The organism is Pseudomonas sp. KH_040, assembly GCF_057839305.1.
The window spans coordinates 36,814-61,602 of record NZ_CM174487.1 but is presented as its reverse complement, the minus strand read 5'-3'; the positions used below and the strand labels follow the sequence as shown (position 1 = coordinate 61,602).

Annotated in this window: 22 protein-coding genes; 9 read left to right on the top strand and 13 right to left on the bottom strand. The window is 59.5% G+C overall.

Annotated features, from left to right (window positions below; genetic code table 11):
* The first annotated feature begins 45 nt into the window (after positions 1 to 45).
* Positions 46 to 1,659 carry an EAL domain-containing protein gene (locus tag AC3IUF_RS00285; RefSeq protein WP_489280045.1) on the top strand — a complete coding sequence of 538 codons (1,614 nt, stop codon included), beginning with the start codon at positions 46 to 48 and terminating at the stop codon, positions 1,657 to 1,659.
* Here AC3IUF_RS00285 and AC3IUF_RS00280 read toward each other — a convergent pair.
* Together AC3IUF_RS00280 and algB are read right to left on the bottom strand one after the other, a co-directional pair.
* Positions 1,656 to 3,446: an ATP-binding protein gene (locus tag AC3IUF_RS00280; protein WP_007911788.1), complete on the bottom strand. Its 1,791-nt coding sequence runs from the start codon at positions 3,444 to 3,446 to the stop codon at positions 1,656 to 1,658. The genes AC3IUF_RS00285 and AC3IUF_RS00280 overlap by 4 nt on opposite strands.
* Before the next feature lie 10 nt (positions 3,447 to 3,456).
* A complete protein-coding gene (algB, locus tag AC3IUF_RS00275) occupies positions 3,457 to 4,803 on the bottom strand; it encodes a sigma-54-dependent response regulator transcription factor AlgB (RefSeq protein ID WP_007911789.1) in 1,347 nt (448 codons plus the stop codon).
* A 428-nt stretch (positions 4,804 to 5,231) separates the two neighbouring features.
* On the opposite strand from algB, the gene AC3IUF_RS00270 reads away from it, so the two are divergent.
* The 5 genes from AC3IUF_RS00270 (at position 5,232) to AC3IUF_RS00250 (ending at position 9,620) form a co-directional block, all read left to right on the top strand.
* Entirely contained in the window at positions 5,232 to 5,516 is a 285-nt protein-coding gene (locus AC3IUF_RS00270; protein ID WP_489280044.1) for a hypothetical protein, read from the top strand.
* Positions 5,517 to 5,588: 72 nt separating this feature from the next.
* Positions 5,589 to 5,753 carry a DUF1328 domain-containing protein gene (locus tag AC3IUF_RS00265; protein WP_003177151.1) on the top strand — a complete coding sequence of 55 codons (165 nt, stop codon included), beginning with the start codon at positions 5,589 to 5,591 and terminating at the stop codon, positions 5,751 to 5,753.
* Positions 5,754 to 5,755: 2 nt separating this feature from the next.
* The gene (locus tag AC3IUF_RS00260; RefSeq protein ID WP_007911791.1) at positions 5,756 to 6,220 is read left to right on the top strand and encodes an inhibitor of vertebrate lysozyme family protein; all 465 of its coding nucleotides are present in this window, start codon (positions 5,756 to 5,758) and stop codon (positions 6,218 to 6,220) included.
* Between the two features lie 702 nt (positions 6,221 to 6,922).
* Positions 6,923 to 8,254, top strand: coding sequence for a glutamate/aspartate:proton symporter GltP (gltP, locus tag AC3IUF_RS00255; protein ID WP_007911792.1), 1,332 nt, complete (start codon positions 6,923 to 6,925; stop codon positions 8,252 to 8,254).
* A 136-nt stretch (positions 8,255 to 8,390) separates the two neighbouring features.
* Positions 8,391 to 9,620, top strand: a complete 1,230-nt coding sequence (locus tag AC3IUF_RS00250) for a nucleoside recognition domain-containing protein (RefSeq protein WP_007911793.1) — start codon at positions 8,391 to 8,393, stop codon at positions 9,618 to 9,620.
* Positions 9,621 to 9,738: 118 nt separating this feature from the next.
* Here the strand turns inward: AC3IUF_RS00250 and AC3IUF_RS00245 are convergent, their stop codons facing one another.
* The 9 genes from AC3IUF_RS00245 to AC3IUF_RS00205 all read right to left on the bottom strand — a co-directional run bounded on the left by AC3IUF_RS00245 (position 9,739) and on the right by AC3IUF_RS00205 (position 20,319).
* Positions 9,739 to 10,365: an ABC-type transport auxiliary lipoprotein family protein gene (locus AC3IUF_RS00245; RefSeq protein ID WP_489280042.1), complete on the bottom strand. Its 627-nt coding sequence runs from the start codon at positions 10,363 to 10,365 to the stop codon at positions 9,739 to 9,741.
* Entirely contained in the window at positions 10,362 to 11,300 is a 939-nt protein-coding gene (locus AC3IUF_RS00240; RefSeq protein WP_016986431.1) for an MlaD family protein, read from the bottom strand. The genes AC3IUF_RS00245 and AC3IUF_RS00240 overlap by 4 nt, the downstream gene beginning before the upstream one ends.
* Position 11,301: 1 nt before the next feature.
* Positions 11,302 to 12,105, bottom strand: a complete 804-nt coding sequence (locus AC3IUF_RS00235) for an ABC transporter ATP-binding protein (protein ID WP_095113112.1) — start codon at positions 12,103 to 12,105, stop codon at positions 11,302 to 11,304.
* Positions 12,102 to 13,250 carry an ABC transporter permease gene (locus AC3IUF_RS00230; RefSeq protein WP_007911798.1) on the bottom strand — a complete coding sequence of 383 codons (1,149 nt, stop codon included), beginning with the start codon at positions 13,248 to 13,250 and terminating at the stop codon, positions 12,102 to 12,104. The genes AC3IUF_RS00235 and AC3IUF_RS00230 overlap by 4 nt, the downstream gene beginning before the upstream one ends.
* 54 nt (positions 13,251 to 13,304) lie before the next feature.
* Entirely contained in the window at positions 13,305 to 14,333 is a 1,029-nt protein-coding gene (locus AC3IUF_RS00225; protein ID WP_095049553.1) for a DUF5924 family protein, read from the bottom strand.
* Between the two features lie 185 nt (positions 14,334 to 14,518).
* Positions 14,519 to 15,898, bottom strand: coding sequence for a M16 family metallopeptidase (locus tag AC3IUF_RS00220; protein ID WP_123376021.1), 1,380 nt, complete (start codon positions 15,896 to 15,898; stop codon positions 14,519 to 14,521).
* A 169-nt stretch (positions 15,899 to 16,067) separates the two neighbouring features.
* Entirely contained in the window at positions 16,068 to 17,726 is a 1,659-nt protein-coding gene (locus AC3IUF_RS00215; RefSeq protein ID WP_007911815.1) for a Na/Pi cotransporter family protein, read from the bottom strand.
* 432 nt (positions 17,727 to 18,158) lie between these two features.
* A complete protein-coding gene (locus tag AC3IUF_RS00210) occupies positions 18,159 to 18,926 on the bottom strand; it encodes a TerC family protein (RefSeq protein ID WP_007911817.1) in 768 nt (255 codons plus the stop codon).
* A gap of 85 nt (positions 18,927 to 19,011) precedes the next feature.
* Positions 19,012 to 20,319 (bottom strand): CitMHS family transporter, encoded by a 1,308-nt coding sequence (locus tag AC3IUF_RS00205; RefSeq protein ID WP_489280039.1) that lies wholly within the window; start codon positions 20,317 to 20,319, stop codon positions 19,012 to 19,014.
* A 323-nt stretch (positions 20,320 to 20,642) separates the two neighbouring features.
* On the opposite strand from AC3IUF_RS00205, the gene AC3IUF_RS00200 reads away from it, so the two are divergent.
* Positions 20,643 to 21,044 (top strand): GFA family protein, encoded by a 402-nt coding sequence (locus AC3IUF_RS00200; protein WP_489280037.1) that lies wholly within the window; start codon positions 20,643 to 20,645, stop codon positions 21,042 to 21,044.
* On the opposite strand, the gene AC3IUF_RS00195 is transcribed toward AC3IUF_RS00200, so the two are convergent.
* Complete coding sequence (locus AC3IUF_RS00195) at positions 21,045 to 21,371, bottom strand: DOPA 4,5-dioxygenase family protein (protein WP_007911836.1); 327 nt, start codon at positions 21,369 to 21,371, stop codon at positions 21,045 to 21,047. It abuts the gene before it with no gap.
* An 83-nt stretch (positions 21,372 to 21,454) separates the two neighbouring features.
* On the opposite strand from AC3IUF_RS00195, the gene AC3IUF_RS00190 reads away from it, so the two are divergent.
* Positions 21,455 to 22,120: an NAD(P)-dependent oxidoreductase gene (locus tag AC3IUF_RS00190; RefSeq protein ID WP_095113116.1), complete on the top strand. Its 666-nt coding sequence runs from the start codon at positions 21,455 to 21,457 to the stop codon at positions 22,118 to 22,120.
* A gap of 80 nt (positions 22,121 to 22,200) precedes the next feature.
* Here AC3IUF_RS00190 and AC3IUF_RS00185 read toward each other — a convergent pair whose 3' ends face one another.
* Positions 22,201 to 23,151 carry a choline sulfate utilization transcriptional regulator gene (locus AC3IUF_RS00185; RefSeq protein WP_007911840.1) on the bottom strand — a complete coding sequence of 317 codons (951 nt, stop codon included), beginning with the start codon at positions 23,149 to 23,151 and terminating at the stop codon, positions 22,201 to 22,203.
* A gap of 114 nt (positions 23,152 to 23,265) precedes the next feature.
* On the opposite strand from AC3IUF_RS00185, the gene betC reads away from it, so the two are divergent.
* A complete protein-coding gene (gene betC, locus AC3IUF_RS00180) occupies positions 23,266 to 24,780 on the top strand; it encodes a choline-sulfatase (RefSeq protein WP_463543907.1) in 1,515 nt (504 codons plus the stop codon).
* Positions 24,781 to 24,789 lie beyond the last annotated feature (9 nt).

Genomic DNA, 24,789 nt, shown 5'->3' with positions numbered 1-24,789 from the left:
CAATCAGCAGCTATAACTCATTGGTAATTCTTCGGATATTCCTTGATGGCTGCTACCCGAGAGACGTTGCGTAGCTGGTTTTATCGCCCCTGGTTTTTGGCGATGATCGCGGCTGTCCTCAGTGCCAGCCTGCTGATCGCCGGCGGAATGTTCGTGGCGATGCGCCAGGTCGAGCAAAGCGAAAGCCAGCAAATGAACGCACAAGGCGAGCGGTTCCTCGCCCGCCTCGAACAATTGTTCGGCCAGTTGCGTGAAAGTCTCGATGATCTTGAAGCGCAGCCATTGCGCAGTTGTGACGATGAAATGATCGCCACCCTGCAGCAGGTCACCTTCAACTATCGCTTCGTGTATGAAGCAGCTTATATGGACGCTTCGCGGACCTGCTCGAACCGTCCGCGCCAGGAAGGCCTGTCAGTGGTTCGCGCGCCGGATATCAAAGGCCCGACTTACAGTTATTGGCTGAACACCACCACCGAACCCGATGAAAACCGTGCAGCGCTGATGCTCGGACGCGGCAATTTCCGCGTGGCCACCTCGCGCGGGCATCTGACCGACATGGTCGATCTGTCGCCCGGCAGCAGCCTGCTAGTGGTGCTCGATCACGGCACCCGGGCCATCCCGGTGCTCGGCATGGCGCAAGACTGGCCACCCACGGAACACTGGCCACCAAAGAGTCGCGATGCCCTGCAAGTCACGCAGACCCGGCTGATCTACCGCATGCCCACGAATAATCCGGAGTATCAGTTGGTGCTGATCACACCCAGAACCAGCATGCACATCCCGGCTATCTGGTGGTGGATGATTCCGGCGTGCGTGCTGCTTGGCGCCTTTTCCGGTTTCTTCGTTTTCCTGCTGGTGCGCCAGCGCCAGTCACTGGACGCCGAACTGCACGGCGCGATCCGGCGCGGCGAGTTGCAGGTGCTCTATCAGCCGATCTTCGATCTCGACAGCCGCAACTGCGTCGGCGCCGAGGCGCTGCTACGCTGGCGTCGCCCGGACGGCACGCTGACCAGTCCCGACCTGTTTATCCCCATGGCGGAAAACACCGGACAAATCCGCCAGATGACCGACTTTGTTCTGCAGCGCTTGCTGGAGCAACTGGGCCAGTTGCTGCGCGCCAATCCGCAGCTGTATATCTCGGTCAACCTTGCAGCCTGTGACGTGATGGTGCCGCGCATTGGCCAGGTCATGGCGCGGCTGCTCACGCTCCATCGCGTCGCCGCGCGGCAGATTGCCTTCGAAGTTACCGAGCGCGGTTTGATTGATGTGGTGGTGGCGCGGGAAAACCTGCAAGCCTTGCGCGATGTCGGCCATCAAGTATTGATCGATGACTTCGGCACCGGCTATTGCAGCCTCGCCTATCTGCAGACCTTGCCGGTCGATTGCCTGAAAATCGACAAAGCATTTATCGATGCACTGGGCCATGACGCAGCGAGCAGCGGCGTCGCCCCGCACATCATTCACATGGCCCAGGCGCTGGATCTGAAGGTGATTGCCGAAGGCATCGAGCTGGAATCGCAGGCTGAGTTGCTCAGCAGCGAAGGCGTGAAATTCGGCCAGGGCTGGTTGTTCGCCCATGCGCTCAGCGCGGTGCAGTTCATCGAACTGATCACCCGTGGCCGACGCCTTGCCGGACGGCGAATGGACGATGAAGCCTAGACCGTCAGCGCCATATAAAACTGCGTACCTTGCCCCGGTCGCGAGTAAACGCCCATGCGTCCGCCATGCAGCTGGACGATTTCCTTGCACAGCGCCAAGCCCAGACCGGCACCACCCTTCTTGCGCCCTACCTGTACGAACGGTTCGAAGATCCGTCCTTGCTGACCGTAGGCAATGCCTTCGCCGTTGTCTTCAACACTGATGATCACTCGCTCGCCGTGCCGGCGTGCCTGCAAGCGGATCTGACCGTTGCGGGCGGTATGGCGCAGGGCGTTGTCGATCAGGTTATCCAGCACGCGATCGAGTTGCGCCTGATCGGCCTGCAAACGTGGCAACGGCCCCTGCACCTCGACATTCAGGGCGATGCCCTTGGCTGCCGCCGAATCGGCAAAGCGTAGTTGCGCCTGCTCCAGCAAGTCTTCGATGGAGCATGGTGCCAGGGTGAGTTTCTGCAGGCCATTCTGATAACGCGAGAAGTTGAGCAAGTCATTGATCAACTGCATCAGGCGCTGCATTTCCTCATTCACGGTGTCGAGCAGATCGGCCTCTCGCGACTCCGCGGGATACTTCGCCCGTTCGCGGAACAGGCCGAACGCCATGTGCATGCCGGTGACGGGGGTGCGCAGCTCATGGGAAGCGCGCAAGACGAACTCGCTGCGCACCCGTTCGAAGGCGCGTTGCTCGGTGACATCGTGCAGCACCATCACCGCGCCGAGGATATGTCCCTGGGTGTGGCTGACCGGGGTCAGGCTGTAGGTCAGCAGGCGGGATTCGCCGTCGACCTCGATGCTCAAGTCTTCCGGCGCGCGCTCCAGGGAGCCGCCGCGCAGCACCAGTTGCAGCTGCGCATCCAGCTCTGGTCGCTCCAGCGCCGTGCCCAACCCTTGGCCGAGACGATCATCTTCCCAGCCCAATTGTCGCTGGGCCACTGGGTTGAGGTGCTCCAGATGCCCTTGGCGGTCGATCATCAGCAAGCCGTCATCGATGCTGTCGAGCACCGCTTGCAAGCGTTGCTGACCGGCGAGCAGTTCATCAACGTTGGTCGCCTGGTGCTCGCGAAGCGCCTCGGCCATCAGGCCAAAGCGTTTGGTCAGCAGGTTCATTTCCATCGCCGAGGAAATCGGCAGGGTCACTTCAAAATTGCCCTGGCCGATATTGTCTGCGGCTTTCGCCAGCGCCTCGATCGGCGCGCCGAAACGCCGAGCAATGCCGTGGGCCGTGATAAAACCGATGATCAGCACCGCCAGCCCGACAAAGCCAAGCAGACCCGCAATCAACAAGGCACGGTCGCGCGCCTCACGCTGTACCGCGTTGATGTTGTCCAGTGCATGCTTGTGTTCGGTGATCAGTCCGTTGCGCAGTGTGTTGAAGCGCTCTCGAAAGTCGGCGCTGCTGCTCATCGAGCTGGCCGGGTCACGCGACAAATCGAACGCTTCCAGAAAGCTCAGATAATCCGCTTTTGCCCGACTGAAGCCATATAGCCGGCCATCGCCCTCTTGCTCTTGGGCGATGCCTTGGTCCAGTAACTCGAAGTAATGCTGTTTCGACGCTTCGAACGCCACCGGATCAGGCTTTTCCGCCAGCATGATGATCAGTTGATCACCCAGCGTCTGGCGCAGCTTGAGACCCAGATCGAGGGTGACGAAGTTGCTGCGCACCAACGCCTCTTGCGTTCCCGCCATCTGCATCACGCTGACCAGCCCGAGCAGCAGCCCGAGCAAGGCCACGGTGATGAGCGCGGAAATACTCAAGAACAAACGGGTCCGCAACTTCATCGCCAGTTTCATCGCCGGGCGCTCACAGGTTGTACTGCTTGCGCTTGCGATACAGGGTCGAAGCGTCGATGCCGAGGGTTTTTGCCGCTTGATCCAGCGTGCCGGCGGTGGCGAGGACCGCGCCGATGTGGGCTTTCTCCAATTCGTCGAGGCTCAATGCCGCACCGACTCGAGGGGCGTTGTTGACCGGTTGTTCGGCCATGCCGAGGTGGCTGATTTCCACACGCTCCTGCGGGCAGATGATGCTTGCCCGCTCAACCACGTTACGCAGCTCGCGAATGTTGCCCGGCCAACGGTAGCCCAACAGTGCCTCGCGAGCCTCGTCGCTGAAGCCCCGTGCCGGGCGCGCATACTCTTTGACGAAACGCGCGAGAAAGCGATCGGCCAAGGTCAGAATGTCCTCGGCGCGCTCGCGCAAGGGCGGCAGATGCAGGGTGATGACATTCAGACGATAGAGCAGGTCTTCGCGGAAACGCCCGTCTCGGACCATGTCTTCGAGGTTGAGGTTGGTTGCCGCCAGAATACGCACATCGGCGCGACGGGTGACCGGATCGCCCACCCGCTCATATTCCTTGTCCTGAATGAAACGCAGCAACTTGGGTTGCAAAGTGAGCGGAAAATCGCCGATCTCATCGAGAAACAGCGTACCGCCGTCGGCCTGATTGACTCGACCCAAGGTGCTCTCGCTAGCACCGGTAAATGCGCCGCGACTGTGACCGAACAGCTCGCTTTCCATCAATTCCGCCGTCAGCGACGGGCAGTTGATGGTCACGCAGGATTTCTTCTCGCGCTTGCTCCAGCCATGAATCGCTCGGGCCAGTTCCCCTTTACCGGTGCCGGACTCGCCGAGGATAAGAATGTTGGCGTCGGTGCCGGCGACCTGGCGTGCTGTTTCCAGTACCACTTTCATTGCCGGGCTGTGGGAGTCGAGACCGTCCTTCGGTTTGCGAATCTCGCCTTCGAGAGCTTCCAGGCGCGCTGACAGTTGGCGCACTTCCAGCTGTTTGGCGGTGGCCAGACGCAACTGATCCGGGCTGCACGGTTTCACCAGATAGTCCGCCGCGCCTGCCTGGATCGCATCGACGGCGGTATCGACAGCCGAATGCGCGGTGACGATGACCACACGCATCCACGGCGCCTGAATGCGCATCTGCGCCAGTACGTCGAGACCGTTGTCTTCGCCCAGACGTAAATCAAGGAAGCACAGGTCGAAGACCTGGCGTTGCAGCAGCGCGTCGGCCTGAGCCGCGCTGTTGGCTGTGGCAACCGTATAGCCTTCGTCTTCGAGGCAATAACGGAAGGTACGCAGGATGGCAGATTCGTCGTCCACCAGCAGAATGCGGCCTTGATGCTCAGTGGCAGATTCCATTTTTCCTACGCTCCATAGTGATTGGTCTTGGGTTAGTCCCGGAAAAATCGGGCAAGTTGCATGGTTGATTCTGAACGATGCCAGCCATAGGAGGGTAGCTCTCTCCTGCCATTACGGCCAAGTTGTTGGTTTTGCTGGTTTTTTAAACAATCACCGATTTGCAGGGCATTCCCTGCGTACTTTTCTGACATCTGCGCCCTGCTCTCAATTCCATAAGAATGAAATCTCCTACGAAAAAATCGTGCATTGCGCACGATCTCAGATGCCCCATCGTGCAGGATGCGTCGCAAACGTTTTTTATCACATGCATAACTTATTGATTTTATTGAATTTTTTTCATTTAAAAAACTGGCATGCAGGCTGCAATACCTCACTCAGCCCGGGCAGAACATGAACTGCCCTAACCGAATAAGAGTGAGGAACCCAGGATGACTCGCCAATGTGCCGCCCAAGTGCGTATCTCGCCACTGCACATCCAGCAAGGTCTGTTTGGCGTATTGGCGCTGTTGATCACCCTGATCGCTTGCCAGCAATACCTGAGCTGGGAAAACAGCCAGAAAGTTGAGCCGCTGATCTCGATCCAGCACAGCACGCAAACGCACTTCAGCGCCGTCAGCAGCAGTCAGGCCGAAAGCGCCTCGATGCGCATGATGGACGTCGATCAGGCGCAGCCGCTGGATCAACTGCCACGTGAAGAGCGTTGGGTTTTCTAAAGAGCAAACGAATTCGGGCGCACAGCGCCGGGACATGCAACACCCCTAAATAGAGAAGTAAGGAGAATCACCATGTTGAGCTGGGCAATTACATTCTTGATCATTGCCATCATCGCTGCAGTACTGGGCTTCGGTGGTATCGCGGGCACCGCCACGGGTATCGCCAAGATTCTCTTTGTCGTGTTCCTGGTGATGTTCATCGCTTCCTTCTTCTTTGGCCGTCGCGGCCGAGGTTAACGATGAGTGCGTTAAAGACACTGGCAGCCGCCCTGCTTCTGGGCGGTAGTGCCATGGCGATGGCGGCCAATGACGGCCAGGCGCGGGTCAACGAACTGCTCGCCTCTGACGAGCAGTACCGTGAGACCTGGGAAGGCGTGATAAAGAAAGAAGAGCGCGTACCGGAATGGGTGATCAACCTGTCCGGGGCCTCCGAACAACAGATGAACGCGGTTACTGAAGACGGCAACAAGTACTTGGTGGGCCCGCTCTGCGAGAATCAGGACAAGTGCCTGAACCACCGTTTGATCGTCGCATTCAGTTTCGACAAGGATGACGCCTACGCCATGCTGGTTGATGTGCCTGAAGGCCTGCCGCAAGACAAGTCGCCGACGCGACATGCGACCTATCGCTTCTTCGGCAAACCCGATCAAGGCATGCAGGATCTACTGATGGAAACCCTGAAGAAAGATCCGAAGTGGTACTGACTTGAACATGAAGGCAGCAGCCCTGCTGCCTTCCATTGCGCCCACCTGAGGAAGGCAGGCGCATGACCAAGGGGCCGGGACGTTCTGACTGTTGCAGGGTCGGAGTGACCTACGGGTACAGGGAGTGCCTGCGAGAGGGCCGGGTCAGGGTAAAAGCTGCGCCGCAGGTTCGCCGACCCACAGTGGCTCGACGGACTTGCGCTGAGCTTTCAAAAAGACAAAACATTGATCCAGAGCGTCCAGCTCGCTGTTTTTATCGCTGACACTGCGCGCGAAAACATTACGCGGTGTTTCCTGGCGACCGTATATCGACAAAAAAACCGCTTAAACAGTAGGACTTCTAGTCTTGCCACGTAGGCATTTTCCCAAAATTTTTGTCGATTTTTCTCGTTCAAAAAATAATCAACCTGCTCTGTGATGGCCGGTTCACGGCACTTATGCCGGCCGAAATGTCACAATCGAACCGGTTGGGACGCCAGTTTCAATTAAAAAAGCTCATGCCGATTCGGCATAGGGTAGGCGTTTACGGCATTAGACGGCGCAACCTTGCATCGGAATAGTTGCGCCTTTTTTCGCCTGCCGAAGAGCCGTAAATACGCGCTTCGGGGCACCTTATACGGAGGCAGATGCACAGACTTTTCCGCTAAAGAGCGTTCCAGTTCCTGCATGTGCCTGAGTCAAACGCAAGTAAGGGTAAAGATAATGAAGAAGGCAAAACTTAGCCTCGCCTGGCAGATCCTCATCGGTCTGGTATTGGGTATTGCAATTGGTGCGTTGCTCAACCACTTCAGTGCCGAGAAAGCCTGGTGGATCAGCAACGTCCTGCAACCGGCAGGCGATATCTTTATCCGTCTGATCAAGATGATCGTGATCCCGATCGTCATCTCTTCCCTGATTGTCGGTATCGCCGGCGTGGGTGACGCCAAGAAGCTCGGGCGCATCGGCCTGAAGACGATCATCTATTTCGAAATCGTCACCACCATTGCCATCCTCGTTGGTCTGGTATTGGCAAACGTGTTCCATCCGGGTGCCGGCATCGACATGAGCACCCTGGGCACGGTGGATATCTCCAAGTACCAGGCGACCGCCGCCGAAGTGCAGCATGAACACGCGTTCATCGAGACCATCCTCAACCTGATCCCGTCGAACATCTTCGCGGCCATGGCTCGCGGCGAAATGCTGCCGATCATCTTCTTCTCCGTGCTGTTCGGTCTCGGTCTGTCGAGCCTGCAGTCGGACCTGCGCGAGCCGCTGGTGAAGATGTTCCAGGGCGTCTCGGAAAGCATGTTCAAAGTCACCCACATGATCATGAACTATGCGCCGATCGGCGTATTCGCACTGATCGCGGTGACGGTGGCCAACTTCGGCTTCGCCTCGCTGGTGCCGCTGGCCAAACTGGTCATCCTGGTTTACTTCGCCATCGCCTTCTTCGCCTTCGTGGTGTTGGGCCTGATCGCCAAGATGTTCGGTTTCTCGGTGTTCAAGCTGATGCGCATCTTCAAGGATGAGCTGGTGCTGGCCTACTCCACCGCTTCTTCGGAAACCGTGCTGCCACGCGTGATCGAGAAGATGGAAGCCTACGGCGCGCCGAAAGCCATCTGCAGCTTCGTCGTGCCGACCGGTTACTCGTTCAACCTCGACGGTTCGACCCTGTACCAGTCGATCGCGGCAATCTTCATTGCGCAGCTGTACGGCATCGACCTGTCGATCAGCCAGCAACTGCTGCTGGTCCTGACCCTGATGGTCACCTCCAAAGGCATCGCCGGTGTACCGGGCGTGTCCTTCGTGGTGCTGCTGGCAACTCTGGGCAGCGTCGGTATTCCGCTGGAAGGCCTGGCGTTTATCGCCGGTGTCGACCGCGTCATGGACATGGCCCGTACCGCACTGAACGTGATTGGTAACGCGCTGGCCGTGCTGGTTATCGCCCGCTGGGAAGGCATGTACGACGACGCCAAGGGCGAGCGCTACTGGAACTCCCTGCCGCACTGGCGCAGCAAGGAAAAACTGCCAGCAGGCGAAATCTCCAAGAACTGACACACCCCTGTAGGAGATTGAGGTCAACCCGGTAAATGGGGTGGCAGCAGGTACACACAAACCCCGGAGAAATCCGGGGTTTGTCGTTTCTGGCGACCCCGCTATCATTCGCCGCATTCTTCGGGGGATTTGACTGATGCTTAATGGCCTGTGGCTTGGCTTCTTCATCGTGGCAGCCGTATCGGCGCTGGCGCAGTGGCTGATCGGCGGTAACGCCGGGATCTTTGCGGCGATGGTGGAAAGCATTTTCGCCATGGCCAAGCTCTCGGTCGAAGTCATGGTGCTGCTGTTCGGCACCCTCACCCTGTGGCTGGGCTTCCTGCGCATTGCCGAGAAGGCCGGGATCGTCGAGTGGCTGGCGAAAGTGCTCGGCCCGCTGTTTCTGCGGCTGATGCCGGAAGTCCCGGCCGGTCACCCTGCCCTTGGCCTGATCACCCTGAACTTCGCCGCCAACGGTCTCGGCCTCGACAACGCGGCCACGCCGATCGGCCTGAAAGCCATGAAGGCGCTGCAGGAGCTCAATCCCAGTGCCACCATCGCCAGTAACGCGCAAATCCTCTTCCTGGTGCTCAACGCCTCTTCCCTGACCCTGCTGCCGGTAACGATCTTCATGTACCGCGCCCAGCAAGGCGCACCCGACCCGACGCTGGTGTTCCTGCCAATTCTGCTGGCCACGAGCTGCTCGACGATTGTCGGCTTCCTCTCGGTGGCGTTCATGCAGCGTTTGCGGATCTGGGATCCGGTGGTGTTGGCTTATTTGATTCCGGGCGCACTGATTCTCGGTGGATTCATGGCCCTGTTGGGTACTCTTTCAGCAACGGCCTTGGCTGGATTGTCGTCGATCCTCGGCAATCTCACGCTGTTTGGGTTGATCATGCTGTTTTTGCTGATCGGCGCGTTGAAGAAGGTCAAGGTCTACGAGGCGTTTGTTGAGGGCGCCAAAGAAGGCTTCGACGTCGCGAAGAACCTGCTGCCGTATCTGGTCGCGATGCTCTGTGCGGTCGGCGTGCTGCGCGCCTCCGGGGCACTGGACTTTGGTCTGGACGGCATTCGGCATCTCGTCGAGTGGGCCGGTTGGGACACGCGGTTTGTCGATGCGCTGCCGACGGCGATGGTCAAACCGTTCTCCGGCAGTGCGGCGCGGGCGATGTTGATCGAGACGATGAAAACGTCCGGTGTCGACAGCTTCCCGGCGCTGGTCGCGGCGACGATTCAGGGCAGTACCGAAACCACGTTCTATGTGCTGGCGGTGTATTTCGGTGCGGTGGGGATTCAACGCGCGCGGCATGCGGTGGGGTGTGCGTTGTTGGCGGAGTTTGCTGGTGTGGTCGGGGCTATCTTCGTCTGCTACTGGTTCTTCGGCTGAACAAAAATCCAAACTGTAGGAGTGAGCCTGCTCGCGATAGCTGGGTGACAATCACCGATGATGGTGTCTTATAGACCGCTATCGCGAGCAGGCTCACTCCTACATGGATTGTGGTGAATCAGGGCTTTGGGGGAGCCAGTTTCTGGCCTTGCTCTACGGCCCAGGCGACTACTTTGGCGGTGAGACGATCACTGGCCTGACCAAACCCGGCGACCACCGCCGGCACCTGCACATCGTTCAATGGCTGACGCTCCTCAAACCGCCGACTGGCCAGAATCCGCTGGTCATAACCGCGCACCAGCAACGCATCAACCCGCACCACGACGCTGGCCTGCGTGCCCTGATACTCGGTCTGAAACGCCTGCAAACTCCCACCCAATTCCAGATCCGCAGCAAAGTTGCTGTCATCGGTACTCAGCAACGTCACCCTGCCATCACGCGCAAAGCCGTCGAGCAAACGATTACGCACCAGCACCGGTGCCGGATCGCTCCAGCGCGAGCCCTTGTAGCTGCTGATCACGTCACCCTGCGGAATCACCGCAATCGTCGGCCGGTTCAACGCTTCACTGGCCTGCAGCTTGTTCAACCGCAGCGACCACGACTGAGTCGCCGCCGAACTGGCCGAGGCGGGCGCCTGGGCAGTCGGCAGGCGATAGACATCCGACGGCTCGGACTCGGGCAGAATCGAACAGGCGCTGATCAAGGAAAAACCGGCAGCGAAGAGGGCGAGGCGAGTCAGCTTCATGGCGTGAATTCCTTGTTCTTGTCACGGCCCAGCAGGTAACCGCTGGGGTTGGCCTCAAGGCGTTGGGAAATGGCCCGCAGCGAGGTCAGCGTCTCACGCAGTTCGCGGATCGCCGGCGCCAGGCCATTGAGGCCCTGCATGCCGTTGTCGAGGGAGTTTTCGTTTTTGCTGAGCAAGGTGCTGATGGTGGTGGTGCTTTGTTCCAGCGACTTCATCGCTTGCTCGGCGCTGCCCAGTGCCTGCTTGCCTTGGTCGTTGATCAAACCGTTGGCGTTGCGCATCAGCAGCGAGGTCTGTTCGAGCATGCTGCCGGCCTGTTTGCCGACGGTCGCCAGTTGCTGCATGGCCTGTTTGATGTCACCGCGCTGATCGTTGATCGTCCCGGTGGTTTGCTCCAGATGGGCGAGGGTCTTGCTCACACGCTCGACGTTCTCGGCAGAGAACATCTGATTGGCGTTCTGCAGCAGCGCGGTGATGCCGGTCATCAAATCGTTGGAGTCATTGAGCAAGCGCGAAATAGGCGAGGGCGATGCAACGATGGTCGGCAGATTACCGTCATGCCCACGCAGTTTCGGGCTCTCGGGCGTGCCGCCGCTGAGCTGGATGATCGACGTCCCCGTAATCCCGGCCAGCGCCAGTTTGGCCTGGGTGTCTTCCTTGACCGGTGTGTCACCGGCCAGGCGAATCCGCGCCAGCACCCGCCGCGGATCCTTTGGATCAAGGCGCAGGTTGATCACGTCGCCGACCTTGATCCCGCTGTACTGCACCGGGCTGCCCTTGGACAAACCGCTGACCGCTTCGCTGAAGACAATCTCGTAGTCCTTGAACTCGGTATCGACACTGGACTTGGCCAGGAACAGACCGAAGAGCAGGGCGCCTGCCACCACAATCACGGTGAACAGGCCGATCAACACATGATGCGCTCGGGTTTCCATGTCAGACCTCGTTGAGCAATTTGGCGGCGTCCAGCGCCGAGCGGCCGCGCGGGCCGTGGAAGTATTCGTGGATCCACGCGTCGTCGGTTTCCGAGACCACGTCGATGGGACCGGCGACCAAGACCTTTTTCTGCGCCAGCACCGCCACGCGGTCGGTAATGGTGTAGAGCGTGTCGAGGTCGTGGGTCACCAGAAACACACTGAGGCCGAGCGCATCGCGCAGGGTCAGGATCAATTGATCGAACTGCGCTGCGCCAATCGGATCGAGGCCGGCAGTGGGTTCATCGAGAAACAGAATGTCCGGATCCAGCGCCAGCGCCCGCGCCAATGCCGCGCGTTTGATCATGCCGCCGGACAGCGACGCCGGGTATTTGTCCGCCGCCGACAACGGCAACCCGGCCAGCGCCAGCTTCACCGCCGCCAAGTGCTCGGCGTCGTTGCGGCTAAGGCCGGCGTGTTCGATAAGGGGCAGGGCGACGTTCTCGGTGACGGTCAGCGAGGAGAACAACGCGCCTTTCTGAAACAGCACGCCAAAACGCCGTTCGACCAGCGAACGCTCATGCTCGGACAGGCTCGGCAGGTTCTTGCCGAACACGGTGACCATGCCTTCGCTGGGCCGGCGCAGACCGACAATGCTGCGCAACAGCACCGATTTGCCGCTGCCGGAACCACCGACCACGGCGAGGATTTCGCCCTTGTACAAATCCAGATCGAGGTTCTCGTGCACGCTCTGGCTGCCAAAGCGATTGCACAGGCCGCGGACTTCGATCACCGCCTCCGAGGGCGCGCGGGGTAGACGACTCACCAGCCCATCTCCATGAAGAACAGCGCGGCCACCGCATCGAGCACGATCACCACGAAAATCGATTGCACCACAGCGGAGGTGGTGTGGGCGCCGACCGACTCGGCGCTGCCGCTGACCTTGAAGCCTTCCAGACAACCAATCGCGGCAATGATGAAGGCAAAGATCGGCGCCTTCACCAAGCCTACGAGAAAGTGCTGAACGCCGATGTCCGACTGCAACAGCGTCAGGAACATCGCTGGCGAAATATCCAGCGACACCGCGCAAACCACGCCGCCACCGATGATCCCGCACAGCATGGCGAGAAACGTCAGCATCGGCAGCGCCACCAGCATCGCCAGTACCCGCGGCACGACCAGCAACTCCATCGGGTCGAGGCCGAGGGTGCGGATCGCGTCGATTTCTTCGTTGGCCTTCATCGAGCCGATCTGCGCGGTGAAGGCACTGGCGGTGCGCCCGGCCATCAGGATCGCCGTGAGCAGCACGCCGAATTCACGCAGGAACGAGAACCCGACCAGGTCCACGGTAAAAATCGTCGCGCCGAAACTGGCCAGTACTGTGGCGCCGAGAAACGCCACCACCGCGCCGACCAGAAAGGTCAGCAACGCCACGATCGGCGCGGCGTCGAGGCCGGTCTGTTCGATGTGCGCGATCATCGGCGTGATCCGCCAGCGCTTGGGCCGGAACAGGCTGCGCGCGATGGTTTCCATGATCAGGCCGACGAAGCCGAGCAATTGCAGGGTGTCTTGCCAGACGGTATCGACGGCGCGACCGATGCGCGTGAGCAATTGCACGCTGACGCTGATTTCCGGCTCTTTGATCGGCACGCAGAAATCGGTCATCGAGCAGTACACGGTTTGCAGCAGCGCGCGGTCGGCGGAGGTCAGGGTGCAATCGGGATGTTCGGCGGATTGGCCGAGGCGTTCGGAGCCGAGCAGTTCGACCAGCAACGAAGCGCCAGCGGTGTCGAGAGCGCCGAGGCTATTGAGGTCGATCGGGGTGTTGGCGTCGTATTGGCCGTGGAGCTTTTCGCTCAGTTGCTTGAGCTCGGCGTAATGGGCAAGCGTCCAGTCCCCCGTGACCCGCAGGCGGGCAGGGGTTATCGACGTGTCCAGTTGGGCATTTCCGCTGATCGAGCTGCTGGTCATAAGCTCCGTGCTTGTTCGGCCTTTATGCGAACTAACGTAATAGCACGAACCGGATTACTTTTCTTTGATCGCTGTGCTGTCCGTGACTTCGAAGCGCAGCACGCCGATCACCTGGCCATCCTCGGTCAGCACGCGCACCTGCCATTTGCCCGCCGGGTTGCCGGGGAAGTTCTGCTTGTGCGTCCACGCCCGGTAGCCTTCCTTGCGCCCGCCGTGGATGTCGAGGGCGATGCGGTCGACCTCTTTGCCGTTGAATTGCCAGACGTGATAAATCCGCTCATCCAGCCCGCGCGGTGCGTTGATCGCGGTGTAGGCATACAGGCCATCGCCGCGAATCTGCTCGGCGCTGACCGTGTCGAGGCTGGCACCTGGGGTGCGGTCCTGCATTTGCGTGCTGATCGCCACGTCGGTCATCCACAGCGTCGCCGGCGGCACCCACGAACGCAGCGCCCAACCCACGCCACCAATGCCGACGGTGATGCACAGGATCGCCAGCGCGTTGCGCAGCGTGCGGATCGGAAAGATCGACGCCAGACTCGGGAACGACAACAGCACGGCAATGCCCAGCGCCCACTTGAAACTCTGCGCCGTGGTCAGGTGCATGATCACCGGCAACGCAGTGAGCAGGGCGGCGAACAGGGTCAGCGTGTGCAGCGCGAGAAACGCCCAGCGCCGTGGCGCCAGCCATTTGTAATAGAGCGGATCGACGATGGAAATCAGTGCCGCGACGCTGAGCAGGCCGGTGAAAAACAGCTGTCCGCTATTCCACGTCGTGGTGATGAAAAAGAACGGCAGGACGAAAAACAGGCTTTCCTGATGGATCATCTGCGTCGCGTAACGCAGCAACGGCTGGGGAATCTCGCGTTTGAACACGCGGGTGAAGAGGCCGGTGAGGGTGTTTTCCAGCATCAGCCAGATCCAGCTGAGCAGCATGATCACGGTGATCCAGCTCGCCAGGCCCTGCTGACGATCGACCATGATGAAACTGCCGACCCCGGAGATGAACCCGCCAAGCGCAATGACCCCGGGATAGCGCTTCATCAGTTCGAGAATGCGCTGGATCAGGAGCTGTATTTTTGGCATTTGGGCGGTTCACGACTTGAGGGGAAAAAACCTCGACAGAGTAGCGCCCGCCGGGCGTTGTGGCGAGGCTGCCGGTCACTTATTCGGTGCATTTCAGGGCCTCAAAAGATCGCAGCCTTCGGCAACTCCTACATTTGGAACGCAATCCCCTGTAGGAGCTGCCGCAGGCTGCGATCTTTTGATCTTCAACCCCGCTTGCGGTGCAAACGCCAGCCGATCAGGATCAACAACACCAGGCCCAAGCCACCCGCACTCAACCACAACACCTGATCATCACTGAGCAACGGCTTCTCGATCCGCAGATACCCCGGTTGCAGCAACAACTCGCGCATCGCCTTGTTCGCCGCTTCCAGCGTCACCCCTTGCAGCTCGCGCGCCGGATTGGCAAAGCGTCCGTCCTGGTAATCAGCGAGCGCGCTCCAGTAGTAATCCGCCATCGCGCTGTTGCCCTGCACCGCCCACGCCTGATGGGCGATCGAGGCCTGTTTGATCCGCGCAAAGGTGTCCGGGTCGAGACCGTTTTTCAGCAGGTCGGCCTTGAGGTCTTCCAGCACTTGAATGGCCTCGTCGACATCATCGCGATCGAGATCGGCATTCAGGCTCATAAAGCCGACACCGCCAAACACTTCACGCTCGGCCCATGGCCCGTAAGACAAGCCGTGGTTGAGGCGGATCTGTCGGTACAACGCCCAATCGAGGTAATCCTTCAGAATGTCGAACGTCTGGTCGTACTGATCATCGATCACCGGCTCCGGCACCAGCCAGTGCAGTTTGGCGCTGTCACCGATAAAGCCACGGGTGAGGGTGCGTTCATGGGCGGCACTGGTACGGATGTCCGGCAGCGGGCGGTGTTCGCTCGGCTCGACCGCTTCGAGTGCGCCCCAGGTGCGTTCCAGATAGGCCGGCAGCAGCTTGTCGAGTTCGCCGACGACGATCAGGGTCATGTTGTTCGGTGCGTACCAGGCCTTGCGAACTTTCTCCAGTTGTTCCTGAGTCAGGTGACCGACCTCGGCGCGCTGCGGGCATTTCAAGCCCAGTTCGACGGCGAGCTGATTGCTCGCGGTGTGGCCGAGATCCTGCCGATCGAGAAAGCGTTGCAGACGCGTGTAATGGCCGCCGTCCTCGCGCTCGACCACACGTTTGGCGGCGTTGATGGCGTTATCGTCGATGCGCGTTTGCGTAAGCAGAGCGAGCAGCAGGTCGAGCACTTTGCGTTGGTTTTTCGCCGGGGCCTCGATGACAAACGTGGTGTCGGCATTGCTGGTGAACGCGTTCCAGTCACCGCCCAGCGCCTGCATGCGCTCCTCTAAACCACCTTCGCCGGTCGCATCGATGCCGCTGAAGAGCAGGTGTTCGAGCAGGTGCGGCAACTCCTTTTCGTCACAGTCGAAATCATCGAGGCCGACACCGACCACCAGCCGGATCGCCACGTGCCCGCGCTCGGTGCCGGGTTTGAGCATCAGTTGCAAACCGTTGGGCAGCGCATAGCCTTCGACCTGAAAACGATCCAGGGCAAAGGCGGGCAGGGAACCGAGCAACAGACAGGCGAACAACAGGCAACGCATAACAGGCTTCCGTACGGCTGATTTGGAGATCCGTGTCGTCAGTCAGGCCCCCATCGCGAGCAGGCTCACTCCTGCATTTGGAATGCATCCCCCCTGTAGGAGTGAGCCTGCTCGCGATAGCGGCCTGAAGGCTGAATCAATGTAACTGACTAAACCCAGCCCCAGACGTTCAAGGCGAATGCGTAATGTCGGCAATATCATCCGCCGCCAGCGCCCCGGTATCCGCCGTTTCCAGCACCACATACGCACTGCCGCAAAACAGCGAATTCAAGCGTTTCATGTCGGCAATCAACTCCAGGTGCAGCGAACTGGTCTCGATACTCTGCACGATCTTGCGTTGCAAACGGCTGACATGCGCATGGGCCAGACGCCGTTCCTGAGCGCGGAAACGGCGTTTCTCGCGCAGCAATTGCCGGGCACTTTCGCGGTCACCACTGAGGAACACCGAAAGGCCCAAACGCAGGTTGGAAATCAGTTGCTGCTGCAATCCGGCCAGATCCTCCAGACCTTCTTCGGAAAACGAACGCCGCTGCGAGGTCTTCTGCTGCTGGATCTTGCGCAGCATGCGTTCGATCAGGTCGGCGGCCAGTTTCAGGTTGATTGAAAGCTCGATGATCTCGGCCCAGCGTCGACTGTCCTGCTCGCCGAGGTCTTCGCGGGGCATCTGCGCCAGGTACAACTTGATCGCGCTGTAGAGCGCTTCGACGTCGTCGGTCAATCGGCGCATTTCCTGGGTGACGGCGGTCTGCTTGCCGCGCAACACATCGAGGGTCGCGTCGAGCATGTTGTCGAGCAGATCGCCCATGCGCAGGGTTTCACGTGCGGCGTTGGCCAGCGCCAGGCTCGGTGTAACCAGCGCCGTCGCGTCGAGATGGCGCGGTTTGGCGGTGCCGTTGACCTCCGGCCGCTCTGGCAGCAGCCAGGCGCAGAGGCGTGCCATCGGCCCGACGCTTGGCAGCAGAATCAGGCAGCGCGCGGTGTTGTAGAGCAGGTGGAAGCCGATGACCATTTCCTGCGGGCTGAAATCGAGGCTGTCGATCCAGTGCACCAGCGGATCGAGCACCGGGATGATCAGCAGCAGACCGATCAGCTTGTACAACAGACTGCCCAACGCCACTTGCCGCCCGGCGGCGTTCTGCATGCTGGTGCTCATGAACGCGAGAATGCCGCTGCCGATGTTGGCGCCGATCACCAGACCGATCGCCACTGGCAGGCTGATCACACTGGCCCCGGCCAAGGTCGCCGTGAGCAGTACGGCGGCGAGACTGGAGTAGGAAATCATCGCGAACAACGCGCCGACCAGGGCGTCGAGGAGAATGTCACCGGTCAACGAAGCGAAAATCACCTTCACCCCTTGCGCGTGGGTGATTGGCGCAGCAGCCTCAACGATCAATTGCAGCGCGAGAATGATCAGCCCGAGGCCGATCGACACCCGGCCCATTTGCCCGAGCCGCGTCTGTTTGCGCGACAGAAAGAAAATTACCCCGAGAAAGATCAGCAGCGGCGACAGCCATGACAGGTCAAACGTCAGCACCCGCGCCATCAGCGCGGTACCGACGTCGGCGCCGAGCATGGTCGCCAGCGCCGGGGTCAGCGCCATCAGACCCTGACCCACGAAGGAGGTGACGAGCATGGCCGTGGCATTGCTGCTCTGCACCATGGCGGTAACGACAATGCCGGCAACGAACGCGAGCCAGCGCTTGGACATGTTCTGGCCAATCACATGGCGCAGGTTGGTGCCATACACCCGCAGGATGCCGGTTCTGACGATGTGCGTGCCCCAGATCAGCAGGGCGACGGCGGAAAGCAGATTGAGCAGGGTGAGCATGCAGACCCCCTGTAATAGCAGTGCCTCAGAGAGGCAAGTTGACGGTACCGCGCGGTTTCTACGTTTTTGATACTTAAGCTGTAGTTGGCTAACGGTCTGGGCGCCAGCATTGCACAGCTAAAGTGTCGATTGAAACAAAAGTGTCATGAAAAGCGCTTCATACACTCCCTTTAAATCAACGCCGTCTCCTGTGGGAGCTGGCTTGCCAGCGATGGCGTCAGCACAACCAACATTGATGTCGCCTGACACTCCGCTATCGCTGGCAAGCCAGCTCCCACAAGGTCCGCAGTGACTGAATGTTGCACAAACAAATGTGGGAGCGAGCCTGCTCGCGAAAGGGGTGGATCAGCCAACATTTCAGTCGACTGACACTCCGTCTTCGCGAGCAGGCTCGCTCCCACAGGGGGTACTGCGTATTGCCGGACTAGCAGATTACTGGCCCGGGATGTCCTTGCGCAGTTTCACCGGATCTTGCTGCTGTCGCTTCTTGGCCATTGCGCCGCGCAGCTTGATGTTGATCGCCTCAACCGCCAGCGAGAACGCCATGGCGAAGTAGACGTAGCCTTTCGGCACATGCACGTCGAACGACTCGGCAATCAGCACGGTACCGACCACCAGCAGGAACGACAGCGCCAGCATCTTCAGCGACGGGTGCTTGTCGATGAACTCGCTGATCTTGCCCGAGGCCAGCATCATCACCAGTACCGCCACAACGATCGCCGCGACCATCACCGGCACGTGGGAAACCATACCCACTGCAGTGATCACCGAATCCAGCGAGAAGACGATGTCGATGATCGCGATCTGGATGATGGTGTAAAGGAAGTTGCCACCCTTGCCACCCGGGGTTTCGTCGCTTTCGTCTTCGCCTTCCAGCGCGTGATACATCTCTTGCGAGCTCTTCCACAGCAGGAACAGACCACCGAAGAACAGAATCAGGTCACGGCCGGAAATGCCCTGACCGAACACTTCGAACAGGTCGGCGGTGAGGCGCATGACCCAGGTGATCGACAGCAGCAACAGGATGCGGGTGATCATGGCCAGGCCAAGACCGAAGATCCGGGTGCGCTGCTGCATGTGTTTCGGCATGCGGCTGACCAGGATCGAAATCATGATGATGTTATCGATGCCGAGGACGATTTCCAGGGCGGTCAGGGTGAAGAAGGCAACCCAGATTTCGGGGTTGGTCAGCCATTCCATGTGTATTCCTTTGAGCGATTGTTAAACCGAAAAAGGTCCGGGCTTCAAACCGCGAAGCCAGGACCCGAAACGGTGAGTCTTGGGCTTATAGAGTGCTGAACACCGGGAAAGTCCCCAACAGCAGTGCAGCAATCAGGATGCAGATACAAACCAGGATCGCCCATTTCAGGGTGAAACGCTGGTGGTCACCAAAATCAATGCCGGCCAAGGCTACCAACAGATACGTCGATGGCACCAACGGGCTCAGCAAGTGGACGGGCTGACCGACGATCGAGGCACGGGCCATTTCCACTGCGGTGATCCCGTAGTGGCTGGCGGCTTCGGCCAACACCGGCAACACGCCATAGTAAAACGCATCGTTGGACATGAAGAAGGTGAACGGCATGCTCACCAGCGCCGTGATCACCGCCAGGTACGGGCCGAGGAAATCCGGGATCACCGCCAACAGGCTCTTCGACATCGCATCGACCATGCCGGTGCCGCTCAGGATACCGGTGAAGATACCCGCCGCAAAGATCAGACCGACCACTGCCAGCACGCTACCGGCGTGAGCGGCGACACGATCCTTCTGCATCTGCAGGCAAGGGTAGTTGACGATCATGGCAATACTGAACGCAACCATGAACAGCACCGGCAATGGCAGCAGGCCGGCGATCAGCGTGCACATCAGGCCGAAAGTCAGGGCGCCGTTGAACCAGATCAGTTTTGGACGGCGGGCATCCGGGAACTGCGACACGCTGATTTCGCTGTGATCGATATCATCGCCAACCAGATGCAGCTCACCCAGACGCGCACGCTCACGTTTACCGTAGAAATAAGCGATAACCAGAATCGCCACCACACCAGCGGCCATGGCCGGAATCATCGGCACGAAAATGTCCGACGGATCGACATGCAGCGCACTCGCCGCACGCGCGGTCGGGCCGCCCCACGGCGTCATGTTCATCACGCCACCGGCGAGGATGATCAGACCGGCCATGATCCGCGGGCTCATGCCGATGCGGCTGTACAGCGGCAGCATGGCGGCCACGCAGATCATATAAGTGGTCGCGCCGTCACCATCGAGGGAAACGACGAGCGCCAGTACGGCGGTGCCGACCGAAACCTTCAGCGGGTCACCCTTGACCAGTTTGAGAATCTTGCGCACGGCCGGGTCAAACAGGCCGGAGTCGATCATCAGGGCGAAATAGAGAATCGCGAACATCAGCATCACGCCAGTCGGCGCGAGCTTGGCGATGCCTTCGAGCATCATCGGGCCGATCTTCGGTGCAAAACCGCCGAACAGGGCGAAGACGATCGGGATGATGATCAGAGCGATCAGCGCGGACAGGCGCTTGGTCATGATCAGGAACATGAACGTGATGACCATGGCGAAGCCAAGGAAAGTCAGCATGGGAATACTCCAGGCGTAGCGCGGCTAGTTAAATGAGCAGATCGGACGGGATCAGCGCAGAACGGGAAGCACGAGACGTACGGGCGGAGTGACAGCGAAAAGGCGGGCTACAGAGGACATCAGAATCACCATTGTTGTTGTTAATTGGGCCGTTCGTGCGAGGTATCACACGCGTTGGCCAACCGGTCTGTTGCCGGAAGTGGAGGCGATCCTAATCGGGGAAGCTTTCAGCTACCTTTCGCTTGAGAAAGCTTTGAATGAACGGTCAACCGGCCGTCGGATGCGAACTAGAGTCAATAAACACGGGAAGGGGAGCTTTCGAGATGAGCGAATTGCACAGCGGCAGCTGCCATTGCGGACACATTCGTTATCAGTTCAGCGGGGCCTTGCAGGATATCGCCCATTGCCATTGTTCGATTTGCCGCCGAGTCAGCGGCGGAATCGTCACGACCTGGATCACCGTGCCGGCAGCGAATTTTCAATGGCTGGCCGGCGTGCCTTCGCGATATGACTCGTCGGCCAGTTGCGCGCGGTTCTTCTGCCCGCACTGCGGCGCGCAACTGGCGCTGGTGACATTACTCAGCCCCGAGAGCATCGACGTGACCATCGCCACCCTTGATCACCCAGAGCAGGCACCCGCCGAGCGACACATCTGGACGGACAGCCAATTGCCCTGGCTGCATCTGGACGAGCATCTGCCAGGCGAGACAGCAGAAACGATTTGATCAAAAAATAGACAGATCCAGCGTTCGGATCGCGCCCATCCAGATCGCGTGCTCCGTATGGTCGAGCAAGTCATCGCCAGTGTCCGGGTGCAGAAACACCACCAAGCCTTTACGGTTCAGCGCCAGCCATGGCAGCACATCGCCAATCAGCTCGGGGCCGAAGGCCAATTGGCAACTCCAGTCCGGATGCGGCCCGACCGGGCGCTCGTGGACGCGGCCCATCTTCAATGAAAACAATTGCGCGGCCTGCTCGCACAAGGCCCGCGCCTGTTCAATGGTGTCGGCGTCAAAATAGACGTGGGCGTGGTAGCCCTTGATCGCTTGCATCGCAAACCCTCGGAAATCGGTTCGAACCCTCGGCGTTGCCCGTATGTCACACGCCATACAAGGGATAAGAAAAGGGATCAGCCATGAAAAATGCCGAAACCCCGGCGGTAAAAGTGGTGCTCTATGGTGCCATGAGTAGCCTGGGCAGCGCGTTGATGGCTGAATTGCTGCGTCGTCAGCACGAAGTCATCGCCATCCTCGACGATTTGACCGCACTCGCGCCGCGTCCTGGATTGCGCACCAAAACGGGCGATTTGTTCGACTCGGAACGGGTCAATCAGAGTGTGGCCGGCAGTTCGGCGGTCATCTGTTTACTGGATGCGCCGGGGTTACCGTTCAGCAGCGATCAGGTTGAACGCTCCGTAGTGCTCGGACCGGTCGAGCAAGTCCTGGCCGTCGACGCACTGGTTGATGGCCTGCAAGCGGCCAATGTGTCGCGGCTGTTTCTGGTGGGCGACTTTGCCGTACTTGATGAGCCGGATGTTGATGATCGCCTGCAACGTCATGCTGCCGAAGAAATTCGCGAAGCCGTGCAAAGCAGCCCGCTGCATTGGACGCTGGTCAATGCACCGCACGGCGTGGCCGGGCTGACCATCGAACATTTCAGTCAAGTCGGCGGCAACCTGGAACCGGGTCTGGCCGAACCGCTGGAGCGGCTGAATCGCGTGGCGGTGGGCATAGCCGATGAGCTAAGGCTGAATTTGCATGTGGGTGAACATGTGAATTTTGTGGCGGCTTCAGATTCGTAAAAGATCGCAGCCTTCGGCAGCTCCTACAGGGGACCGCGTTCCAGATGCAGGAGCTGCCGAAGGCTGCGATCTTTTGATCTTCAAACCGCAATCGAAGGCAATGCCAACCCATTGAGCGATTCAGCGCTACTCGCCTGCTCCACCATCAACCAATCGACAAACTGCTGAATCAGAGTGCCCCGGCGTTTGCGTTGCGGCAGCACCACGTAATAACCCAACCGCGACAGCGTCGTTTCAGCAATCGGCCGGCACAGCAAACCCTGACTCAGCAAGTTATCCACAAGGTGCCGCCAGCCAATCGCCACGCCTTGCCCGCCAATCGCCGCTTGAATCAACAGCGTGTAATTGTCGAAGCGCAATTGCCCCGGCGCTGGCGGTGTATTGATACCGAGTTCACGGAACAGACCACTCCAGTCAAACCAGTTGCTGCTGTTTTCCCCGCGCAGGTGCAGCAACGGAAACTCCAGCAACGCCTGAGCAGGCAAGGGCGGGGCGCGGTCCTTGAGCAATTGCGGACTGCACACGGGGAACACTTCTTCGCTGAACAGCCAATGGCTTTCACCCTGTTTAAAGCGCCCATCGCCAAACAGGATCGCCACATCGATATCGGTGCGCAGCATGTTGTGGTTGCGTTCGCTGGTCACGAGGCTGACGTCGACCTGCGGATTGGCTTCGTGAAAGCGATGCAGGCGCGGCATCAGCCAATACGCAGCGAAGGCAAAATCAGTGGCAACCTGCAGGACTTCATGTTGCTGCTGTGCACTGATCGCACTCAATCCTGCATCGATATTCTGCAAACCGAGGTTAACTTGCTCAAACAGTATCGCGCCGACTTCGGTCAGCTCGATGCCACGGTAGATGCGATCAAACAACCGCGTACCAAGTTTTTCTTCCAGCCGTTTGATCTGCTGGCTGATCGCCGGTTGTGTGGTGCCCAGCTCGACCGCCGCCGCGGTAAAACTGCGATGCCTGGCTGCGGCCTCGAAGGCGCGCAGCAGGTCGAGGGACAGATCCCCCAGAGCTTCATACATAAGCTGTACTTATCCTAGTCATTGTCCGGCGCGGGCTTTACCGAATACAGCATGGACTCCATGCTCGATCGCAGCAATGTCGCATAAATATTCACTATGGAATGCCGCGATCACATGAAGCGCAAGAATATTCTTTTCATCATGGCCGATCAGATGGCCGCGCCAATGTTGCCGATCTACGGCCCGTCGCCGATCAAACTGCCGAATCTTTCCCGCCTCGCCGCCCAAGGCGTGGTGTTCGATGCCGCTTACTGCAACAGCCCGTTATGCGCGCCGTCGCGTTTCACCCTGGTCAGCGGCCAGTTGCCGAGCAAGATTGGCGCCTATGACAACGCGGCGGATTTCCCCGCCGACATTCCGACCTACGCCCACTACCTGCGCCGCCTCGGCTACCGCACCGCGCTGTCGGGCAAGATGCATTTTTGCGGTCCGGACCAGTTGCATGGTTATGAAGAACGTCTGACCAGTGATATCTACCCAGCCGACTATGGCTGGGCCGTGAACTGGGATGAGCCGGACGTGCGGCCGAGTTGGTATCACAATATGTCTTCGGTGCTGCAGGCCGGGCCGTGTGTGCGCACCAACCAGCTCGATTTCGATGAAGAGGTGGTGTTCAAGGCGCAGCAATACCTGTTCGATCACATTCGCGAGGATGGCGATCGCCCGTTCTGCCTGACCGTATCGATGACTCACCCACACGATCCCTACACCATTCCCAAGGCGTTCTGGGATTTGTACAACGATGCCGATATCCCGCTTCCGATCACGCCGGATCAACACGAACTCGATCCGCACTCGCAACGTCTGCTCAAGGTTTACGACCTGTGGGACAAGCCGCTGCCTGTGGATAAGATCCGCGATGCACGCCGGGCCTACTTCGGCGCCTGCAGCTATATCGACGCCAACGTCGGCAAACTTCTGCAAACCCTCGAAGAAACCGGACTAATTGACGACACCATCATTGTGTTCTCCGGTGACCACGGCGACATGCTCGGCGAGAAAGGCCTCTGGTACAAAATGCACTGGTACGAGATGGCGGCCCGTGTGCCCCTGTTGATAAGTGCCCCAGGCCAGTTCGATGCCGGGCGGGTTAGCGCAGCCGTGTCGACCGCTGACCTGTTGCCGACCTTCGTTGAACTGGCCGGCGGAACGCTCGAACCGGGCTTGCCGCTGGACGGCCGCTCACTGGTTTCACACCTGCAAGGGCAGGGCGGCCATGACCAAGTGTTTGGCGAATACATGGCCGAAGGCACCATCAGCCCGTTGATGATGATCCGTCGCGGCGCCTACAAATTTATCTACAGTGAAAGCGACCCTTGCCTACTCTTCGACGTAAATAACGATCCGCGTGAACTGGAAGAACTCAGCCAATCGCCGCAACATCGCCAGCTTTTCGACGATTTTCTCGCCGAGGCGCGAGCCAAGTGGGACATCCCGGCAATACACCGCGACGTCCTCGCCAGCCAACGCCGTCGCCGATTTGTTGCCGACGCATTAACCATCGGCAAGCTGAAGAGCTGGGATCACCAGCCGCTGGTGGACGCCAGTCAGCAGTACATGCGCAACCACATCGACCTCGATGATCTGGAACGCAAAGCACGTTATCCACAACCCTGCCAAAACCAATAATGTTAAGGG

Coding starts and splice junctions, on each gene's coding strand:
- AC3IUF_RS00285 (WP_489280045.1), top strand. CDS start 46: ATGGCTGCTACCCGAGAGACGTTGCGTAGCTGGTTTTATCGCCCCTGG.
- AC3IUF_RS00280 (WP_007911788.1), bottom strand. CDS start 3,446: ATGAAACTGGCGATGAAGTTGCGGACCCGTTTGTTCTTGAGTATTTCC.
- algB (WP_007911789.1), bottom strand. CDS start 4,803: ATGGAATCTGCCACTGAGCATCAAGGCCGCATTCTGCTGGTGGACGAC.
- AC3IUF_RS00270 (WP_489280044.1), top strand. CDS start 5,232: ATGACTCGCCAATGTGCCGCCCAAGTGCGTATCTCGCCACTGCACATC.
- AC3IUF_RS00265 (WP_003177151.1), top strand. CDS start 5,589: ATGTTGAGCTGGGCAATTACATTCTTGATCATTGCCATCATCGCTGCA.
- AC3IUF_RS00260 (WP_007911791.1), top strand. CDS start 5,756: ATGAGTGCGTTAAAGACACTGGCAGCCGCCCTGCTTCTGGGCGGTAGT.
- gltP (WP_007911792.1), top strand. CDS start 6,923: ATGAAGAAGGCAAAACTTAGCCTCGCCTGGCAGATCCTCATCGGTCTG.
- AC3IUF_RS00250 (WP_007911793.1), top strand. CDS start 8,391: ATGCTTAATGGCCTGTGGCTTGGCTTCTTCATCGTGGCAGCCGTATCG.
- AC3IUF_RS00245 (WP_489280042.1), bottom strand. CDS start 10,365: ATGAAGCTGACTCGCCTCGCCCTCTTCGCTGCCGGTTTTTCCTTGATC.
- AC3IUF_RS00240 (WP_016986431.1), bottom strand. CDS start 11,300: ATGGAAACCCGAGCGCATCATGTGTTGATCGGCCTGTTCACCGTGATT.
- AC3IUF_RS00230 (WP_007911798.1), bottom strand. CDS start 13,250: ATGACCAGCAGCTCGATCAGCGGAAATGCCCAACTGGACACGTCGATA.
- AC3IUF_RS00225 (WP_095049553.1), bottom strand. CDS start 14,333: ATGCCAAAAATACAGCTCCTGATCCAGCGCATTCTCGAACTGATGAAG.
- AC3IUF_RS00220 (WP_123376021.1), bottom strand. CDS start 15,898: ATGCGTTGCCTGTTGTTCGCCTGTCTGTTGCTCGGTTCCCTGCCCGCC.
- AC3IUF_RS00215 (WP_007911815.1), bottom strand. CDS start 17,726: ATGCTCACCCTGCTCAATCTGCTTTCCGCCGTCGCCCTGCTGATCTGG.
- AC3IUF_RS00210 (WP_007911817.1), bottom strand. CDS start 18,926: ATGGAATGGCTGACCAACCCCGAAATCTGGGTTGCCTTCTTCACCCTG.
- AC3IUF_RS00205 (WP_489280039.1), bottom strand. CDS start 20,319: ATGCTGACTTTCCTTGGCTTCGCCATGGTCATCACGTTCATGTTCCTG.
- AC3IUF_RS00200 (WP_489280037.1), top strand. CDS start 20,643: ATGAGCGAATTGCACAGCGGCAGCTGCCATTGCGGACACATTCGTTAT.
- AC3IUF_RS00195 (WP_007911836.1), bottom strand. CDS start 21,371: ATGCAAGCGATCAAGGGCTACCACGCCCACGTCTATTTTGACGCCGAC.
- AC3IUF_RS00190 (WP_095113116.1), top strand. CDS start 21,455: ATGAAAAATGCCGAAACCCCGGCGGTAAAAGTGGTGCTCTATGGTGCC.
- AC3IUF_RS00185 (WP_007911840.1), bottom strand. CDS start 23,151: ATGTATGAAGCTCTGGGGGATCTGTCCCTCGACCTGCTGCGCGCCTTC.
- betC (WP_463543907.1), top strand. CDS start 23,266: ATGAAGCGCAAGAATATTCTTTTCATCATGGCCGATCAGATGGCCGCG.